A 19,119-nucleotide genomic window follows, 5' to 3' on the forward strand; every position below is an offset into this window, starting at 1 on the left:
GTTAGCGGTACAGTTTTTTTCACCGATAGGGCGCTGGTGGCCAAAAAACTATTCCGGTTAGCGGTACAGTTTTTTTCACTGATGGGGCGGGGCGCTGGGGGCGAAATAACTTTGGCGCTGTCGGTAAAGTTTTTTCCAGCTCTAAGAATTTAGGGTGAGAGATGCCCACTTTACATCAGCTAAAATAAACAATTAACCCCGGACGTAATAGGAGATTGAATTCATGTCTATGATGAGTGTGAAAGACTTAGAAACCGTGCAAAGCACCCTCTCCGAAGCGGGTTTAGCCTATCAATTAGAATTGAAAGAGGGGAAAATACAGATTGTGGGACCGTCAGATATTGTTTCCAGCGAAATAGGTGGTATTTTCAGCCGACTGCTTGGTAATTGGGTTTACCCGGGCCGTTTGGGGCGAGTATTTGATTCTGCCGGGGGTTTTATTGTCAGCGATCGCAATCTAACCGCCCCGGATGTTTCCTTTGTGCGCGCCTCTCGCCTGAAGCAAAGCGTGCGTTATTTTGCCGAATTAGTTCCCGATTTGGTAGTCGAAATCAAATCCCAAAACGACCGAATTGCTGCTTTAAAACAGAAAATAGAGAATTTCCTCGAATTAGGAGCGCAGGTGGGTATTCTTATCGACCCAGACGAATTAACCGTGACGGTTTATCGCGCCAGTGGGGAACCGATAGTGTTGGGAGAGGAAGATATTTTAACGGTTGCAGAATTGTTTCCCGGGTGGGAATTACCCATCCGAGAAATTTGGACGCCGGTGTTTGATGATGAACAAGAATAAAATTGGGAATTGGAGGTTTAAATGTAGGGTGTGTACTGCCCACCGTAGGGTGATTGCTTGATAAGCAAGGTGGTGAATTACCATTCTCCGGAGGAGGATTTTTCAAGAGACGGTGGGCGGTACCCACCTACATTTGCGGGAGAGAATCAACCCTGGGCGATCGCAGTTTCTGGGAGTGCGCCTTGCATTTTACGCAACCCCTCGATTAAAAATTCCAACTGATGGTCGGCGCGCCAAACGCCCAACCCACGAACCGTAACTTTTCCGGGAGTATAGACAAATTTTTCCTGCAAATTCGCGGGTAAATTTTGCTTGAGCAAATTCCATGCGGGTTCTTCCATTGGGGTTTCGAGAACCACATGTTGTTGTCCTTCCGGTTTAATCCGAGAAAAGCCTAATTTTTTGGCAATTTGCTTCAGTTCCATAATCCGGATCAGTTGTTTAGCGGGAGGGGGAAGCGGACCGTAACGATCGCGCCAATCGGCTTCGATTTCCGCCAATTCTGCCCGAGAAAGCGCCGACGCCACGGAACGATAAGCACTCATCTTCTGGTCTAAATCCGGGATATAATCCGCTGGGACAAAAGCCGTTAGATGTAAATCCACTTGAGTTTCGTCTACCTGGGGAATTTCTTGACCGCGAATTTCGCGAATCGATTCTTCCAGCATTTCCATATACAAATCAAACCCGATCGCATCCATTTGGCCCGACTGTTCCGCCCCCAACAAATTCCCCACGCCGCGAATTTCCATATCGCGCATTGCCAACTGATAACCCGACCCCAACTGGGTAAACTCCTTAATCGCCCGCAAGCGTTTTTGCGCCTCATCGGTCAAGGTACCATTCGGGGGATAAAACAACCAAGCATGAGCTTGAATCCCCGCCCGTCCGACGCGACCGCGAAGTTGATATAATTGTCCCAACCCGAAACGGTGAGCATCTTCGATCACAATCGTATTCACCCGAGGAATATCCAAACCGGATTCGATAATCGTGGTACAGACCAGGATATCTGCTTCCCCCGCACTAAAAGCGATAGTAATCGCTTCGAGTTCCGAGGGTTCCATTTGCCCGTGAGCGATCGCAATCCGGGCGTTAGGCACCATTTCGCGCAGTTTCCCGGCAATTTCCTCAATCCCTTCTACGCGCGCAACCACATAAAACACCTGTCCGCCGCGATCGAGTTCTTGGCGAATTGCGGTGCGCGCCGCTTCCCAATCGCGAGGCGCTAAGTGGGTTTGAATTGGACGCCGGGAGGGCGGGGGGGTAGTAATCAAACTCATCTCGCGAATACCAGATAGGGACATGTATAGAGTCCGAGGAATGGGCGTCGCCGTCAAAGTCAGCACATCCACCTGAGTTTTCAGCGCTTTAATTTTTTCCTTTTGATTCACGCCAAAGCGCTGTTCTTCATCCACCACCAGCAATCCCAACTCGCGGAATTTTACGGTTTTTCCTAACAGGGCGTGAGTCCCTACTACCACATCTAATTCCCCAGTAGCGAGGCGTTTTTTAATTTCGCGTCGTTCTTGTTGCGTGCGGAAGCGATTGAGCAATCCCACTTCAATCGGATAGGGAGCAAACCGTTCTTTAATCGTGTGGTAATGCTGCTGGGTTAAAATCGTGGTTGGCGCTAACATCGCCACTTGTTTGCCGGCAGTAATAGCTTTAAAAATAGCGCGAATTGCCACTTCCGTTTTGCCAAATCCCACATCGCCACACACCAGACGATCCATCGGGCGATCGCTTTCCATATCCCGCTTAATATCTTGCGTCGCCTTTAACTGATCCGGCGTCGGTTGATAAGGGAAAGACTCCTCCATTTCTTCTTGCCAAGGCATATCCGCCGGATAGACAAACCCCTGCTGTTTCGAGCGTTTCGCATACAGTTCGAGTAAATCCACCGCCAGTTTTTTCACTGACTTGCGGACTTTATTCTTGGTTTTTTCCCAAGTTTTGCCCGTGAGTTTGTTCAGTTGGGGCTTTTTCCCGCCGGTGGTGCGGAAGCGCGAGAGAGAATCCAGTTGATCCACCGGCACGCGCAAAATTCCATCAGAATATTTTACTACTAAATATTCGCGGTTTTGCAGTTTTTCCAACTTGGTAAATCTGCCGATACCGTGATTGCGGTGAACCACATAATCTCCCGGACGCAGTTTATTCGGATCCACCTGTTTCGACACTGCGCGGCGACGCTTGCGAACGTAGGTGGGAGTGGCGAGAGAGTGCTGCCCGTAAAATTCGCGATCGGTGATAATTGCAATCCGAAATACCGGAATAATAAAGCCTTCGAGTTCGGCTAATCCGCTGTATTTAAGCGCCACGGGGACATGCTGAATTTGCAACTTTTCGATCGCCCGATAATCGCGCGGATTGGGAATGTATTGAGCGGGGCAATCATGTTCTTGCAGCAGAGAAACTGACCGACTCGGTTGTGCGGAAATGAGAAACTGAGTCAATCCGCGATCGCGTTGTGCGCGCAGCAGTTGGGCCAGTTTGGCGAACTGATGCGCCATCACTGGTACCGGACGACTATCCAAATTAAACACCGCCGGATTTGCCAGAGAGGAATCGGGGAAAGTGGATTTCAACCCGTCTAATACTCCCTCGATGCCTTGATGGGTATCGCTAGCAAGTTCGGATAAATAAAGCGTATCGAACTGGGTAGCGGTAGCGAGACATTGGGTAAAACTGCGGTGAATAAGGGGTAGTTGGGGGGAATCCGAGGGGAGAGTGGAATAATGAACCTCCACATGTTCTACCCAGCGATCGCCATGTCCCGCACAGCGATCGGGTTCGTCAATGGCAATTAGGGTATCTGGGGACAAGAAATCCAGTAACGAGGCGGGACGATCGAATGCCACGCCGAGGAAGCGATGAAGCGATCGCGGTTCTAAGTCTTGAGTTTGTTCCGCATCCGGGTCTAATCCCCACTGTTGTTCTACCAATGCTTCCGGTAAATTCCCCAAAATAATCGGACTGAAGCTAGTAGGCGTGAGAACCAAGCGCTCGATGTTATCTAAAGAACGCTGGGTCGCCGGATCGAACTCGCGCATTTGTTCCAGTTCGTCGCCAAACCAGTCTAACCGCACGGGTAATTGTGCCGCCACGGGGAACACATCCACGATATCGCCACGCCGACTCCATTGCCCTTCGGTTTCCACCAGGGAGACGCGATCGTATCCCATCCGCGCCAATTGTTCGTCCAGGGTTTTCGAGTTCCAACTCATCCCCGGGGTGAGGGTAACGCAGTAGGGTTGAAATACTGCCGGTGGTGGGAGATGGGGTTGCAGCGCTCTTTCTGTGGCGACAATAGCGAGATTCTGTTCCCCTTGCACCAAATCGGCGAGCACCTGCATTTGACCCCAAATGGTTTCCGCTTCTGGGTCGAAGGATTCGTAGGGAGATGCTTCCGAGGTAGGGTAAAAATGCACCGTCTGCCAACCCATTGTTTCCAGTTGCGCCGCCCAGCGACCCGCTTCTTCTAGAGTTGCTGTGACTACAAATAGGTTACGCTGTTGTGTCTCAGTGAGGGTAGATGCGATTAATCCCTTGGGGAAGCGCCCGATGCCATTAAGCTGAATGCAATGGTGTCGATCCAGTTTGGATAAGAGTTCGTGGGTGAGCTGCGATCGCCCGAGTGTCCGAATAACTGAAGAAAAGGCCATTGGTTGTCGAAACCGCTAAATCTTTCTATTGTGCAACATATCAGGATGTGGACCTAATTTTATTTTAGAGGAAGCCCGCGAACTCAGATGAACTCAGATGAGCGGGGAAGCTTGCAAATCTAACGAAATCCTCAATTCTGACGTTGGCTTACCCCTGACCCGCAAAACATGCTACCGTCTCTAATATCGCCACGGTTGGACTTCAAGGAGCCAGGGGGGATAATCGGATGAGAATTGGGGCGATCGCGTTATTTGCCGAAATCTTGGGCAATTTCAACACATGAGTTCTGTTAGCTTTGAAATTTTAGTCATTCTCCTGTTGATTCTCGCCAATGGACTATTTGCCATGTCCGAAATTGCTATTGTTTCGGCGCGCAAGGCCCGCCTCCAACAATGGGCGAATCAAGGGAATCTCAAGGCTCAGGTGGCCCTCGAACTTGCCAATGCGCCGAATCGATTTTTATCCACGGTCCAGGTGGGAATTACCTTGGTGGGCATTTTTGCCGGTGCCTTTGGCGGGGCGACGTTGGCGGAAAAACTGAGCCTACAGTTGCAACAGTTTCCGGCGATCTCGCCTTACAGTGGGGCGATCGCTTTATTGCTCGTCGTCGTTACCATTACCTATCTCTCCCTCATCCTCGGGGAACTGGTCCCTAAACGTCTCGGATTGAATAATCCCGAACGCATCGCCGCCCGGGTTGCAGTTCCCATGCGGATGCTATCGAGTATTGGCGCACCAGTGATCCATCTGTTGAGCGCTTCCACGGAGTTGGTGCTGCGGATTCTGGGCGCTCAACCCTCCGAAGACCCCCAAGTCACTGAAGAAGAAATCAAGCTGTTGCTCGAACAAGGCACCGAAGCAGGTACCTTCCAGGAAGAAGAACAAGCAATGGTTGAGCGCGTTTTGCGCCTCGACGAACGCCGCGTCAGTTCCCTGATGACCCCACGCCCGGATGTGGTGTGGTTAAATTTGGACAGTTCCGCTGACGAAAACCGCCATAAAATTATCAACAGCACCCACACCCGCTTTCCTGTGTGTCAAAATGTCCTGGATAATGTCCTCGGCGTCGCCCAGGTGAACGATTTGTTGTCCAGCAGTTTGTGCGGGGAACCCCTGGATTTGACCGCCTCCCTCCGCCAACCTCTGTTCGTCCCGGAAAATACTAAGGCCCTGAAAGTTTTGGAGTTATTCAAACAAAGCGGCACTCATATTGCTTTAGCTGTGGATGAATATGGAGTGATTCAGGGTTTGGTGACGCTTAACGATATTTTAGAGGCGATCGTCGGCGATCTTCCCTCGGTAAACCAACCCGAAGATGCCCAAGCAGTTCAGCGCGAGGATGGATCCTGGTTATTGGATGGCATGGTCTCTGTAGAAAAATTTCGCCAACTGTTCGATCTGCCAGAATTACCCGGCGAACAACGCGGGAACTATCATACCCTGGGCGGATTCGTGATTACTCATCTCGGTCGCATCCCTACCGCCGCTGACCATTTTGAATGGAATAGTTTGCGCTTCGAAGTGATGGATATGGATGGCAATCGGGTCGATAAAATATTGGTGACGCCGATAGTCTTTCCTCATTCTGACCTTCTCCCTCGCGAAGACTAAACCCCGATTAAGGTAATATTATATTCGCCGCCCGAGTGTCCCCGTTTGGCTGACATCTTATCTGCCACCCGCCACCGATGTTATTTTAACTGATTCCAAAGGAGCGATCGTGCCTAAAATTCCCCCTGCTTTGCAAAAAAAAGCCTCCAAAATCTTCCTGTTTGCCTTTTTATGGGGCATTGTCCCCTTATTGAGTGTGGAAATCTTAATGATAGTGCTCGAACCTTATTTGTTTAAGGGGTTCTTTCAATATGACCCGGATATTGGATTTCGCGTCAGAGCACATACCAATGGTTCCAATCAATTCGGTTTTAACGATAAAGATTATCCGTTAGAAAAACCTTCCGGAATTACCCGTATATTAGTTCTCGGCGATTCCTTTGGATGGGTGGGCGGGTTAGGCGAAAACTACACCACCCTCATGGATGGACATTTTACCCGAAAGTGGGGCGAAAATAAAGTAGAAGTTATTAATGCCGGCTATCCGATGACTCATACTGGGGAACAGTTAAAAATCCTGGAAAAATACGGACTGCAATATCAGCCGGATATTGTGGTTTTGGGATTTTTTGTCGGCAACGATTTTTTTGATGCCGACCCGAAGCGCAAAAGAATTGTGGTCAACGATATTTATTTTGATATTAAAAAGAATGAGGAATTGAAAATTTTAGGATATCCGATTATTCCCCAGTGGCGATTGTTGTTATTAATCCAGCAAAAATATAAAGTCTTCCAGGAACAAATGAAGGCGGCGAAGTCGGTATCGGCAAATCCCCTGATGCCCGCCGCGATCGCCGCCACACCCGTACCAACTCCACCGCCATCTACTCCCGATGCTTATTACCCTCCCGGAGTTGCCGAAGAAACCTATTTGAACGTGGAAAGCCAAATGTTAAGTTTTTACAATCGAAACTTACATGCAGAAGATGAGTTCAAAAAGGAAATTAATTTCGTGTTTGAAAGTATCGACGCAATGGCAGAGTTACTCGAATCAAAAACTATAAAGTTTATCGTTGCTATTTATCCAGCAGCTTTTCAAGTAGATGAAAACTTGGCTAAAAAACTCTTTGAATATAACGACTTAAACCGCGACGACTACGATTTATTGCTAGCGCAAAAAATATTAAAAGAGTATCTCGACAAAAAAGGTATTCCTTATATCGATTTGCTGGATGAATTTAAAGTAGAGCAAAAAACCCAACCGCTTTATATCAAAAACGATACTCATTGGAATCGCGCGGGAAATCAACTCGCCGCCGAGATTCTATTTAAAAATCTCGTCCCCGTTGTCGAAAAAGAAGCGGGGTTGTAGTCGGTAAAATTGAAGCAATTTGCAATCTGCTAACAATTTTTTAACCCTTTAAAACCACCGCCTGTAGGAAAAAACTTCCCTTTTTTATAGGCAATTTTTTCCTCATTTGCTTTGTGAAAACTACTATATTTTTTAGGTTTTCAAGGCATAAAGCACAGGAAATTACCTTGGGCATAAATTTTTCCCAAACGGTAGATTACGCGCATATTTTGACGCTTTCGGGATGCCTTTTCTTGAGAAATAGAGGCGGAAAAAACAAACCCAGAGACGCAGGGGAGTGCATCTCTGGGATACCGGAGTAGAATGACAGCCTTTAGACTAGAATAAGGTATAAATAAACGGTGCGATCGCCGATGCTTGAGTCAGTACAATTACCGCTCCCAACAACACCAACGTAATAATCAAAGGGGCCATCCAATATTTTTTTCTCTCCCGCAAAAACCCCCACAAATCCTTTAAAAAATCCCAAGTTGCCTCAAACATTAGAACGGTTTCTCCATGCTTTCTCGACTTCTAACGGTACTCGGTACCCGATAGCTTTCCATGTGATGGTCTAACTTTCGCGCCATCGGATCTTTTTTAAAAGCCCACCGCATTATCGCACCCATCGGCATCATTAACGCATAAAAAACAATGCCCAGCAAAATGCGCGTATTAATTGCCCCGAGGACCAGTCCAAATCTCATCCAAACTTTATAAATCGGATCGAGCGTCATCGGGGCAACTAACGCCCACCCCCACAACACCGCCGCCACAATCCAGGGCCAAATGGGCCAACCGTGACTGCGAATCCAGGGAATCAATATCCCAAACAACAGGGCAAAAATTGCCCCCGTCACCAGTCCAAATTCGCGCAGTCCTTTTTTATCCAGTTTGGGGATAGAATGGTTCATGGTTCGTTTTTCGCCAGGACTAAGATTGTATGTCAAAACGCATTATACTGTAGGGACAGGGGAGTGCCCTGTCCGGGGAAAGCATAGACTTGGGAAAGGCGCTAACAAGCTAGCAACAATTCCCCGTTAATCTAACTCGAATTCTTGCTGCCAAGATTTATCTTTTTTCCAGGGAATCTGTTCCGTTTTCGCCAGCAAGAAATTCTCGATAACCAGATAATCCATTTCGGTTCGCATAAAGCAGCGATAGGCATCTTCCGGGGTGCAGACAATCGGTTCGCCGCGCACGTTAAACGAAGTATTGACCAGAACCGCACAGCCGGTTTTTGCTGCAAACTGACGGATTAATTCATAGTAGCGGGGATTGGTTTCGCGGTGAACGGTTTGGATGCGGGCGGAGTAGTCCACATGAGTGACTGCCGGAATTTGCGATCGCGGCACATTTAACTTCTCAATCCCAAACAATTGCTGTTGTTCTGCCGTCATCGGGATTCGCAGATTTTCCTTTATCGATGCCACCAACAACATATAAGGACTTGCCGAGTCGATTTCAAAATAATCCGAAACGCGATCGCTCAACACCGACGGCGCAAACGGACGAAACGACTCGCGATATTTAATCTTCAAATTCATCACCGACTGCATTTTCGCACTGCGCGGATCGCCGATAATCGATCGCCCCCCCAACGCCCGAGGGCCAAATTCCATCCGCCCTTGAAACCATCCCACCACATGTTCTGCGGCCAAAATCTCCGCCACCTTCGGCATCAATTCCGCATCAGACAACCGATAATAGCGCGCCTGTAGCGCATCCAAATACTGCATAATTTCCGTATCCCCAAACTGCGGTCCGAGATACGCCCCTTTCATGCTATCGCGTACCGTCAATCGGCTGGGTTTTTCATTCACCACCACCGCATTTGTCCCTTCCACCTGCTGTAGGGCGGCCAAATTTTCTCCGGCTGCGCGAGACTCCCGACTCACCACCCGGGGTTGTTCGCAATACTGATACCATACCGCCAACGCCGCCCCCAAGGCCCCGCCTGCGTCCCCTGCTGCCGGCTGAATCCAGATATCCTGAAATCCCGCTTCGCGCAAAATGCGGCCATTGGCGACGCAATTGAGGGCGACTCCTCCCGCCAAACAGAGATACTCGGCATTTAACTCTTTTTTTACTGTCTTCGCCAGACGCAGGACCACTTCCTCGGTGACGTACTGAATCGAACTGGCGATATCCATTTCGCGCTGAGTCAGTTTGCTTTCCGGTTTGCGCGGCGGTCCGCCAAACAGGCGATCGAACTTGCGATTGGTCATGGTTAAGCCGGTGGCGTAGTTGAAATAGTCCATATTCAACCGGAAAGTGCCATCATCTCGCAGGTCGATCAAATGAGTGAGGATTTTATCTATATATCGCGGTTCTCCATAAGGGGCTAACCCCATCAATTTATATTCTCCCGAATTGACTTTAAATCCTGTATAATAGGTAAAGGCGGAATAAAGCAGGCCCAAGGAGTGGGGAAAATCGATTTCCCATTGCGGGGTGAGTTGGTTGTCTTCCCCCCACCAGACGGAAGAGGTAGCCCATTCGCCGACGCCATCGAGACACATGACGGCAGCGCGGGGGAAAGGACTGGGGAAAAAGGCACTGGCGGCGTGAGATTGGTGGTGTTCGGTAAAGAGTAATTTCGGCAACTCGGCGGTTTTGCACTCGGCGAGGAAGGCGAGTTCTTGTTTGAGGATGGTTTTGAGATAGAGTTTTTCTTTCAGCCAAATGGGCATGGCGGCGATAAACGAACGAAATCCTCTAGGGGTGTAGGATAAGTAGGTTTCCAGCAGTCGCTCGAATTTGATTAAAGGTTTGTCGTAAAATACGATCGCGTCGAGTTGGCGCAAGGTAAGGTGGGCTTCTCGCAGGCAATAGGCGATCGCATGGGCGGGAAATCGAGCATCGTGCTTTTTGCGGGAAAACCGCTCTTCCTGTGCGGCGGCGATAATCTCGCCATCCATCACTAAAGCGGCGGCACTGTCGTGATAATACGCGGAAATACCGAGGATGTTCATCTCGCTTATATTGTGCAATGATGGGGTCTATCGAAGGAGTATTGCTTTGGAATAGATATTACATGCTTTTCATCTTTTGCGGGGGAATCCGGAATTGTTAAGGGTGAGGGGCGATTTCCGCCATGCCTTAAAAGCGCCGCCCGTTGAAAAAGGCTTCTAGGAGTGTTTGCCATAGGGAATTGCGTTGGAAGCGCTGTTGTTGCCATAGTTGGGCGGTTTGGGCGATAATTTCAGACCGACTGGGGCAGATGGGGGAGAGGGAGGCGATCGCCTGAATCTTGGTTTTGGTTTGGATAGCGAGGGCAAAGGGATGAATTAATTCCCTGGCGTGGGATCCGACGAGATGGGCACCGAGAAGTTCGCCGTTGCGACGCACGACCAGTTTGCACAAGCCGATGATTTCTCCGTGTAATTGGGCGGATAGAGTGTTTTTTGGATATTGTCGCAAGATGATTACGTCTGGATAGCGGCGTTTGGCTTGCGCTTCAGTGAAGCCGACGCGGGCGAGGGGGGGCAAGGTATTGAAGGACCAGGGAATGCCACGATAATCCACGGTGCGAGTCGGCCAAAATAGGGCATTTTTTACGGCGATTTGGGCTTCGTATTCGGCAATGTTGAGCAGGGGATAGCCGCCGGCGAGGTTGCCACAGGCGTAAATGTTCCGATTGGTGGTTTGCAGTTTTGGGTTAACCTGCACCCTTTTGCCCAGGGAAGTGGGGCGAAATTTTACGCCCAGGGTTTCGAGGTTTAAGGAGTCGATTTGGGAGTGGAAACCACAGGCGATGAAGAGTTTGTCCCCGGCGATCGCTTTATCTCCCGCTTGCACCCACTTTTGTCCTTCCAGAGGTTTGACTTGGGTAACGGGGCTGTTGGTGATGACCCGCACTCCTTGGGTTTCCAGTTGCGCTTGGATGAGTTGTGCCACTTCCGGGTCTTCTTCGGGTAAAATGCTGGATGTGGGAACAATTAGGGTAACGCGGATGCCCAGTCGGAGTAAGATTTGGGTTAGTTCGATGGCACTGGGGTCGCTGCCGATCGCGATCGCGGTTTGGGGGAGGGCGTTGTCCGTGAGCTGAGGGAGGGTTTCCCAGGTTAGATATCCGGTGCGGTGTAATCCGGGAATGTCGGGAATAGCCGATCGCGACCCCACTGCCAGCAAATATCGGCGAGCAATCAAGCGGCGGGTATTGACATTAAAGGTAAGTTGTGGTAAGGGAGTAAATTGGCCCATACCGGCGATCGCATCGATGCCGAGGGAAGCAAGGACGGCGGGAGAATGGGTGGCGGCGAGAGTGTCCCGGACGCCGTTTGCCCAGGTTAGGGCAGCCGCCAGGGAGGGTGGGTTGGCGGAAATCGGTTGCGCGTCGAAGGCGGGCGGGAGCAAGGATGAGGGAGGGAGGTCTCCGGGGAGCGCTTCGTCAGCGGGATAGACGAAAGCGACTCTGGCGTTTAGGTTGGCGGCGGCGATCGCGGCAGAAATCCCGGCCCGGGTGCCGCCAATCACCACCAAATCGTAATCAAAACTCACGGTTTATTGGGTTGAGGTGGTGTTGGTGGGGGTAAATGGTCAGGGGATGATGACAAAACATCGGCGAGGGCATCGCACAGACGTTGGTTGTCTTCGGGTAAGCGAATGGCGATGCGGAAGAAGCGATCGCCGAGTTCGGGAAAGCTGAGACAGTCGCGGATTAGGATGCGGTGGCGTTTGAGTAAGTGCTGTTGCAGTTGAGAAACGCTGAAGTCGCAATGGACGAGTAAGAAGTTGGCGGCGCTGGGAAAGGGGCGCAAGCCGGGGAGTTGTGCCAGGGTGGCGAACAGTTGCGATCGCGCCGGGGGCAGCCACGCCCAGGTTTGTTGTTGGAAGTCGGTATCGCGGATGGCGGCGGCACCGGCGGCGGCGGCGAGGACGTTTACCGGCCAGGGGTCGCGCCATTGTTGCCAGCGTTGCAGGCGATCGGGGTGAGCGATCGCGTAGCCCAGGCGCAGGCCCGGGAGGCTGTAAAACTTGGTCAGCGATCGCAAAATTACCAGGTTGGTATGGTCTGGTACCAGATGGATTACGCTTTGTTGGTCTCCCGGTGGCAGAAAATCCATAAAGGCTTCATCCACTACTACTAAGGGAAATTCGGCTAAGTGGGGCGCGATCGCCTCGAGGGAAAAGAGTTGGCCGGTGGGATTGTGCGGGTTATTGAGCAATAATCCGCATTCGGCGCGTGGGGGGTGGGTGGATTGGGGCGAGAGGGGTAAGGGTTGCCCGGGTGGGTTGGGAACGGTGAGGTCTAAGGGGCAGGCGATCGCCTGAGCATTCACTGCCCGCAGACAGCGTTGATAGTCGCCGAAAGCGGGCGTAATTAGGAAGGTCCCGGACAGGGTGGATAAATCCCACCCAGCCCAAGTGAGTAACTCCGCCGCGCCGTTACCGGGCAGGATCCATTCTGGCGGCAGATCGTGCGCTGCTCCCAAAACCGAGCGCAACTGCTGATAGTTGGGGTCGGGGTAGCTTCGCAGATCGTTGAGATGGGATTGAATGGCCGTTAAGCCCGATGGGGGAGGCCCCAACGGACTGATACTGGCCGAAAAATCCAGGATTGCCGAGGGGGGACAGCCGACGATTGCGGCTGCCCACGTTAAATTTCCCCCATGCTGCGGTTGGTTCACGGCGCGAGTTCGGTGGAACTCCTTATTTAGGAGCCACCTGTTCCTTAAAGAACTTGCCCGCCGAGAAGGCAGGGACCTTAGTTGCCGGAATTTCCATTTTGTCGCCGGTTTTCGGGTTGCGTCCTTCGCGGGCTTTGCGCTCGCGAGCTTCAAAGGAGCCAAAGCCCACTAGGGTGACTTTATCCCCAGAGGCAACGGCTTCGATGATGGTGTCCAATGCTGCGGTTAGCACGGCATCGGCTTGTTTTTTGGTTACGTTCGCGGTTTCTGCGATCGCGTCTACTAATTCACCTTTGTTCATTTTGAGACTCCTGATAGAGTTTCAACTGTCTACAAATTGGATCCTTTTACCCTCGATTTCGAGGCCCAGATCCAACCCAATTGGGGGGAGGGGCGCGATTAAATCGCTGAAACTCCCACCGATTGGTATTTTCACTGCATCATTCTAATCTCTGCAAGCCCGTTATGGATCGGTGAAACCTTTAATTTATATAGATTTGAGGATTTTTTTCGTTTTCGTTCAGATTTCCCCTCGATGGATCCACGGAGCTTTTTCGGAAATTTATGTTTACAAATGTAGCAACTTGACACTGTTTGTAGTCCTTGTCCTCAGCAAAAAACCCCTGTTTGAAACTCTACAGGGGTTTTGTTGGCGTAGGAATTTCACCTGGAATAAGGCCGATAATGGATCCAGATTTAGGAAATTGAATGAGGCGATCGCGCAAGCGGAGATTACTGAGCTTGATTTAACATTTGTTGCGCGTCTCGACCAGGAACGTAGCCACTATAGCCAAAATTCGAGCGATCGGTATCGTCGAGAATCTGAGGTGTCAGCAGCACGATCACTTCTGCCCGTTGGTTCGCCTTATTCGTGCTTCTAAATAAGGAACCAATTAACGGCAGATCGCCTAAAATCGGCACCTTACTTACCGTCACCCGGTCTTGATCCTGGATAATGCCCGAGACGATTAAGGTCTGACCGTCGCGCAGGCGAAGCTGTCCCGAGTTGAGCGATCGCTCCTGAACCAGAGTCACGAATCCGCCCAAACCGGTTTCCTCTTGACCGATGGGCGAACTGACCACCGGATTTAACGTCAGGGTCACAAAACCATTGTCATCGATTTTATTCACTTCCAGATTCAGGGTTAAACCCACAGGTCTTAACACCGGTTCTCTGGTTTCTCTTTGCCCTGAGGGGGTGTCCGTAAACGTCACATCCACCCGTTCGAGAACCTCTTGGGTAAGCTGTACGCTAGCTGCCTGGTTTTCTTGCACCACCAAAGTCGGATCGGTGAGAATCTTGGCATTGCGACTTTGAATCTGAGCCTGTAATTGCGCCAGAAACTTCCGAGGATATTGGAACAGGGTGGGCAGACTAAAGGTCGCCTCACCCGCCGTGACGATGCCGGTATCCGGATCCACCTCAAAGACTTCATACTCTGCAACCCTTGGATTAAGCGGGTTTCCGCTCACCGGGGGCAGGGGACGCAAAAACAGTGCCCCGCCTCGGGTGCCGGTGAGGGGCACTTGAATCAAATTCTGGCGATCGAATTGAACGTCTCCCTCAATCGGATTGGTAATTACTGGGGGCACCAACAACCCGCCGGTCACCGTGGCGCGATTCGCCGGGGTGAAATCCCCAAAGTTCACCGCCGCCGCGCCATTATCGTTGACAAAGAAACTGTCATTAATTCCAAACGAAAAGCTCGTGCCGAAATCGTCCGTGTTGCTGAGATTGACGTCAATAATCTTCACATTGACCGCTACTTGGCGTTTGCGAACATCGAGCTGAGCCAAATAGGCACTGGCGAGTTCTACTTTATCCGGCGGACCGACCAAGGTAATGGAATTGGTGCGCTGATCCCCAGAGACTAACAGCCCTTTTAAGGGCAAGGGAGCAATGCCTTCATACGGCTCCTCTTGAGTATCCGGTGCAATTAATTCCACCGTGGTGGTGGTATTGGTAAAGGATTGAGCCGTTGCGCCTTCGCCAGTGACCACGGTTTGGGTAGTGGTTCGCACTTCATTGCGCTCTGCCCCTTGGGACACCAGGAAGTTCAACGTCTGTACGATATCCAGTTGATTGAGGCGCAGAGTGCGTGTGACAACATTGCGAGCCACATCGGGCAGTCGCGTGCCCACAAAAATCGTGTTTCCTTGGCGGTTGGCTTCTAAGCCACTCAGGCGCAGAATATAGTTAAAAACGTCTTGAACCGGTTCGTTTTCAATATCGAGGGAAATCTCGAGTTCTTCCTCGCCTTCATCTGCTTGCTGGTCATCGGTGGGCTGACCGCTGGCATAGGCTAGGTTCAGTCCGGCGGCGCGTGCTAGCAGCGCCAACACATCGCGCACCGGGGCATCGCGCAAGACCAACCGGGGAATAACTTCGGTGGTTTCGAGATTGATGGCCGTTCCGTTGGTATTAATATTGGAAACGGCAATATCCCCCACTGGGGGTGCCACGGCTCGCGGTAAGAATGGTGGGGCTTGGTTGGGTCTGACAATCGGAGCGGGTGCGCCGTCGATGCTGACTTGCGGATTGGGCACCATCACGTCTGACTGTTGCGCCGTGGGGCTGCTGGGGGGCGCTGGGGGGGTATTTGCTTGCCCGATCGCCGGTGGTGGTGCGGGAGGAACGGCGGGCGTTCTTCCCTCGTCGGGGGCGGTGGCTACGCCCCCGGCTCCGGACACATAAGTGAGGCTGATGCCGTTAGCGGCGGCTTGGTTGATTTGCACCTCGGGGGCGCTACCGTTCCCGCTGACGATCACCCGGATGCTATTGGCATCTAATGGGGTAACGACGACCGAAGCAATTCCGGGTGCGGGGTTATTTTGGCGGAAGCTTTGACCGTCGGGTAAGCGCAGTTGGGTGTTGACGATATCGGCCACCACATCGGTGCCGCGATTGACGGTAAAGACTTGGGGGCGATCGCCCCCGTTGGTTTCTAGCAAGACCTGAATGCCAGCACCACTGGCATTCACGTTCACTCCCGTAACTTGAGTCGCCGCTGCCCATACCGGTGCTGCTGCCACGATCGCGATGGCACTGGCCCGGAATAGGCAACTGAGTGCGTAACGCTGTTTCACCGTTCCTCCTCCCTGTACTCAATTCAAGTCCGAACGAACTGTTTCTCCACTCTACTCCCTCAGCATCCAAAAATGCTGCGGGACGAGTTTCGCCTACCTACTTATAGCGGTTTTTCTCTGCTGCGGCGATGGGTTATTGCCCTTCTTGTTCTCCTTCCTCCTCTGGGGGCGGGGGTGGGGCCGCAAGCTGTTTTAACTGCTCTGGGGGTAAGGGCATCACGGCGATCAGGTTAAAGCTGGTGTTGAGGGTGGGGTTGGCGCGATCGCTAATTTTCCCCTCTGGCGTGACAAAAATCTTCTGACTGTCGCGATCGAGTTCGGCGCTGAATTCGCCCACCATCACCATTTGCTGCAACCGTTCCAGTTGGCGCAAGCTCTGCTGGGTCTCCTGATAGTTCCCCTGCAACTCGATTTCAAAGGTTTGCCCTTTCACCGCTTCGGAGAGCTTCAATCCGGCAGGGGAAGTGCCTCCGGCGGCGTTTTCTCCCTCCTGCGGTTGCTGCGCTGCTGCGCCTGCTTGTGCCTCAGCCGAAAAAATCCACTCGTTATCGGGTTCTTCTATCGGTTGAAATAACTCGAGATTCGCTCCACTTTGCTTGGCGATTTTGTTCACATCTAGCAGCAAGGTTTCCAAGGTTGCCCCTTGTGCAAACAGCCCCAAAACATTTTCTTTTTGCTGTTCTACCTGAGCCAGTTGTGCTTTGGCTTCGTCGAGCTTGCTGATGCGGGTTCTTTTTTGGATAATCTCTGCTTCTTTTTGGGCAATCTCTGTTTCGAGCCGATCGCGTTCTTGCAAGGCGGGCAATAGCAGTTGCCAGCCTACTGCCCCGGCGATCGCCACTCCCACCACCGCCACCAGTATTCCTTGGATCTGCGGGGTGATGACAAAGTTGCCAATTTTATAACTCCCGGGAGGTGGTGGTGCAGCCTCCTGCTCTTCCTCCATTGGGATAAATTCTTCACTGACTGTCATGGTTTAATTACCCCCTGTTGTTCCAGTGCATTGATTCGAGTTGTCAGTCCCTCAGCTTGCGTGCGTTTGAGATCGGCGAGGATTTCAGCGGCATTCACATTGCTAACGGTTGTCTCAATCGTGTATTCCACGACTTTGGGCAGTTGAAATTCTGTGGGGGGGCAGGTGGCACTCTGCTGGGCGAATTGAGGATCGCATTCGACAGCTATCGGATTATCTACCAACTGGGCGGTGATTAACTCGGTTTCGCTGTCTTTGAAGAAGGGCGATCGCTTCAGGGTCAGTACGAAGTCATTCACTTCGTCAAAGGAGCGCGCGTAGCCCTCAATCTCCATATTTTGCTGCACGATACTCCACGGCGAGGTGGGATCTACTGCGTCTGACTCGGCTTGTTCTATCTGATGGGTGAGGTTAGACAGTTGCACCCCTGCTGGCAAGCGATCGCGCAAGTCTTGCATCAAGGCGGACATCGGTTTGACCGAGGTATTGAAAATATTGGCAAAAAAGGTGGTCTGAGTCTGTAGCTGCTGGATTTGTGCTTCGATTTGTTGCACCTCTTGCTCTTTTGCTCCCAAACCTCCCAATTCGCTATCCACCGCTGCCAATTGGTCGCGCAATTTCGCGTTTTGCCCGTTGACCACGAACCAGGTTCCCATGACCCCACCCACGGCCAAAAATGCAACTACCACCCCGGCAATCAATGCCGTGGTCTGCTGCATCGGGGGCATCGCCGCACCACTGGCGGTAGGTTTTGGCGGCTTATAATCGGCGCGATCTTTGAGAAAATTAATTTCTAAACTATACATCTCATTTGGCCTCCCGCATGGCTAACCCCAGTACCACCCCCAATCCGGGGCGCTCCACTAGGGGAATTCTTTCTTCTTCCACTTCTAAAGACAAATTTTCCACTGGATCCACTACCGTACACAGCAAGCTTAAACGCTGATTGAAAAATTCATCTAATCCCCCGATCGCCGCACCTGGACCGGCCAGCATTACCTGGGAGACTTCTAATCCTTCGCTTTGATTCACGTAAAAATCAATCGAGCGCCGCAGTTCGTCCCCGAGTTCGGAAAACACTTTTACGATTGCCTCGGTCCCGGGGTTGCCTCCTCCCCCCATTGTACCCGACCCCGTACTCTCGGTGGGATTGGCAGGAATGGTCATCCCTTGCAACATGTCTGTATTTCTCGAGGGGGGTAAATTCATCGCTTGGGCGAGGGCACTTTGCACTTGCAATGTCCCGATCGGGATCGTGCGCGAAAACTGGGGAATCCCATCCACCACAATGGCAATCTCGGTGCTGTCAAACTGAATGTCGGTCAGCACGATGGCTTCTTCTGGCGGCAATTGTAGCAGTTGCTCGCGGATGGTCCGCAATAAGGCAAAACTGGAAATTTCCAGGATGTCAATCCCTAACCCGGCTTCCTGAAAGGTGCTGATATAGGTGTCGGTGACTTCTTTTCGCGTGGCAACGAGCAGCACTTGCACTTTTTCGATGCCATCTTCATCCATGAATTCTCCCAGTTTTTGATAGTCCACATCGGCTTCTTCTCTGGGAAATGGCAAGTACAGCCCCGCCTCCTGATTCATGTACTCGCGCATTTCGGCCTCGTTGAGTTCTTTGGGTACCGGAATAATCCGGATCACTCCTTCCCGGGCGGGAACCGCTGTGGCGACTCGCTTGCTTTTGATGTTGTTTTCCGCTAGCAAATCTTGAATCAAGAGCGCCATTTCTGGCGGATCGGCGATTAAACCTTCTTCCACGACCCCTTCGGGGACTTCTACGGTGGCATAGGTTTCTAATTCATATGTAGGCCCTTGAGGTTTGAGTTGCACTAAATTTAGCCTTTCGGGAGCAATCTCTAGCCCAAGTCCGTTGGAGCTTTTAGAAAGCAGACGTTTAAAAAAGTTAACCACGGCTTTATCCGAGTTTAATGAAAGGGTGAGGGATTCGGGGGGGAATGGAGGATTATTTCCTTCCTATAAGGCTATATTAGCAACAGTCCAATTTATTGGGTTGAGCTAAGGGACTTGGGAACTCTTCTCCCTAACCGGGGAT

Annotated in this window: 14 protein-coding genes; 3 read left to right on the top strand and 11 right to left on the bottom strand. The window is 51.4% G+C overall.

Translation table 11 applies throughout. From position 1 onward, the window contains the following. The first annotated feature begins 223 nt into the window (after nt 1–223). On the top strand, nt 224–793 hold the full coding sequence (locus AC0QH1_RS07365; RefSeq protein ID WP_324630356.1) for a Uma2 family endonuclease: 570 nt from the start codon (nt 224–226) through the stop codon (nt 791–793). Nucleotides 794–939: 146 nt separating this feature from the next. Here AC0QH1_RS07365 and mfd read toward each other — a convergent pair whose 3' ends face one another. Continuing rightward, complete coding sequence (gene mfd / locus AC0QH1_RS07370; RefSeq protein WP_324630357.1) at nt 940–4,461, bottom strand: transcription-repair coupling factor; 3,522 nt, start codon at nt 4,459–4,461, stop codon at nt 940–942. Between the two features lie 280 nt (nt 4,462–4,741). Here mfd and AC0QH1_RS07375 point away from each other — a divergent pair, with 280 nt between their 5' ends. Both AC0QH1_RS07375 and AC0QH1_RS07380 read left to right on the top strand, forming a co-directional pair. Further along, entirely contained in the window at nt 4,742–6,073 is a 1,332-nt protein-coding gene (locus AC0QH1_RS07375; protein ID WP_324630359.1) for a hemolysin family protein, read from the top strand. Nucleotides 6,074–6,182: 109 nt separating this feature from the next. Then, complete coding sequence (locus tag AC0QH1_RS07380) at nt 6,183–7,385, top strand: SGNH/GDSL hydrolase family protein (protein WP_324630360.1); 1,203 nt, start codon at nt 6,183–6,185, stop codon at nt 7,383–7,385. Between the two features lie 318 nt (nt 7,386–7,703). Here AC0QH1_RS07380 and AC0QH1_RS07385 read toward each other — a convergent pair whose 3' ends face one another. The 10 genes from AC0QH1_RS07385 to pilM form a co-directional block, all read right to left on the bottom strand. Continuing rightward, entirely contained in the window at nt 7,704–7,868 is a 165-nt protein-coding gene (locus AC0QH1_RS07385; RefSeq protein ID WP_324630361.1) for a DUF5989 family protein, read from the bottom strand. Then, complete coding sequence (locus AC0QH1_RS07390; RefSeq protein WP_324630362.1) at nt 7,868–8,278, bottom strand: SxtJ family membrane protein; 411 nt, start codon at nt 8,276–8,278, stop codon at nt 7,868–7,870. Before AC0QH1_RS07390 ends, AC0QH1_RS07385 begins: the two co-directional genes overlap by 1 nt. Before the next feature lie 126 nt (nt 8,279–8,404). Further along, nucleotides 8,405–10,339, bottom strand: a complete 1,935-nt coding sequence (locus tag AC0QH1_RS07395) for a carbamoyltransferase family protein (RefSeq protein ID WP_324630364.1) — start codon at nt 10,337–10,339, stop codon at nt 8,405–8,407. Between the two features lie 127 nt (nt 10,340–10,466). Then, the gene (locus AC0QH1_RS07400) at nt 10,467–11,867 is read right to left on the bottom strand and encodes a dihydrolipoyl dehydrogenase family protein (protein WP_324630365.1); all 1,401 of its coding nucleotides are present in this window, start codon (nt 11,865–11,867) and stop codon (nt 10,467–10,469) included. Next, a complete protein-coding gene (gene cobD / locus AC0QH1_RS07405; protein ID WP_324630366.1) occupies nt 11,864–12,997 on the bottom strand; it encodes a threonine-phosphate decarboxylase CobD in 1,134 nt (377 codons plus the stop codon). The genes AC0QH1_RS07400 and cobD overlap by 4 nt, the downstream gene beginning before the upstream one ends. Nucleotides 12,998–13,019: 22 nt before the next feature. Beyond that, entirely contained in the window at nt 13,020–13,298 is a 279-nt protein-coding gene (locus AC0QH1_RS07410) for an HU family DNA-binding protein (RefSeq protein ID WP_324630367.1), read from the bottom strand. 431 nt (nt 13,299–13,729) lie between these two features. Next, nucleotides 13,730–16,084: an AMIN domain-containing protein gene (locus tag AC0QH1_RS07415; protein WP_324630369.1), complete on the bottom strand. Its 2,355-nt coding sequence runs from the start codon at nt 16,082–16,084 to the stop codon at nt 13,730–13,732. A gap of 133 nt (nt 16,085–16,217) precedes the next feature. Further along, a complete protein-coding gene (gene pilO, locus AC0QH1_RS07420) occupies nt 16,218–17,057 on the bottom strand; it encodes a type 4a pilus biogenesis protein PilO (protein WP_324630370.1) in 840 nt (279 codons plus the stop codon). Beyond that, nucleotides 17,054–17,863, bottom strand: a complete 810-nt coding sequence (locus AC0QH1_RS07425; protein WP_324630371.1) for a PilN domain-containing protein — start codon at nt 17,861–17,863, stop codon at nt 17,054–17,056. The genes pilO and AC0QH1_RS07425 overlap by 4 nt, the downstream gene beginning before the upstream one ends. A 1-nt stretch (nt 17,864) precedes the next feature. Then, the gene (pilM, locus tag AC0QH1_RS07430) at nt 17,865–18,977 is read right to left on the bottom strand and encodes a type IV pilus assembly protein PilM (protein WP_324630372.1); all 1,113 of its coding nucleotides are present in this window, start codon (nt 18,975–18,977) and stop codon (nt 17,865–17,867) included. Nucleotides 18,978–19,119 lie beyond the last annotated feature (142 nt).

It is taken from the genome of Phormidium sp. CCY1219, from assembly GCF_055795085.1.

Excerpts from the sequence above, each read along its gene's own strand:
- AC0QH1_RS07390 (WP_324630362.1), bottom strand. The coding sequence starts at position 8,278 with ATGAACCATTCTATCCCCAAACTGGATAAAAAAGGACTGCGCGAATTT.
- pilO (WP_324630370.1), bottom strand. The coding sequence starts at position 17,057 with ATGACAGTCAGTGAAGAATTTATCCCAATGGAGGAAGAGCAGGAGGCT.
- AC0QH1_RS07385 (WP_324630361.1), bottom strand. The coding sequence starts at position 7,868 with ATGTTTGAGGCAACTTGGGATTTTTTAAAGGATTTGTGGGGGTTTTTG.
- AC0QH1_RS07365 (WP_324630356.1), top strand. The coding sequence starts at position 224 with ATGTCTATGATGAGTGTGAAAGACTTAGAAACCGTGCAAAGCACCCTC.
- mfd (WP_324630357.1), bottom strand. The coding sequence starts at position 4,461 with ATGGCCTTTTCTTCAGTTATTCGGACACTCGGGCGATCGCAGCTCACC.
- AC0QH1_RS07410 (WP_324630367.1), bottom strand. The coding sequence starts at position 13,298 with ATGAACAAAGGTGAATTAGTAGACGCGATCGCAGAAACCGCGAACGTA.
- AC0QH1_RS07395 (WP_324630364.1), bottom strand. The coding sequence starts at position 10,339 with ATGAACATCCTCGGTATTTCCGCGTATTATCACGACAGTGCCGCCGCT.
- AC0QH1_RS07425 (WP_324630371.1), bottom strand. The coding sequence starts at position 17,863 with ATGTATAGTTTAGAAATTAATTTTCTCAAAGATCGCGCCGATTATAAG.
- AC0QH1_RS07375 (WP_324630359.1), top strand. The coding sequence starts at position 4,742 with ATGAGTTCTGTTAGCTTTGAAATTTTAGTCATTCTCCTGTTGATTCTC.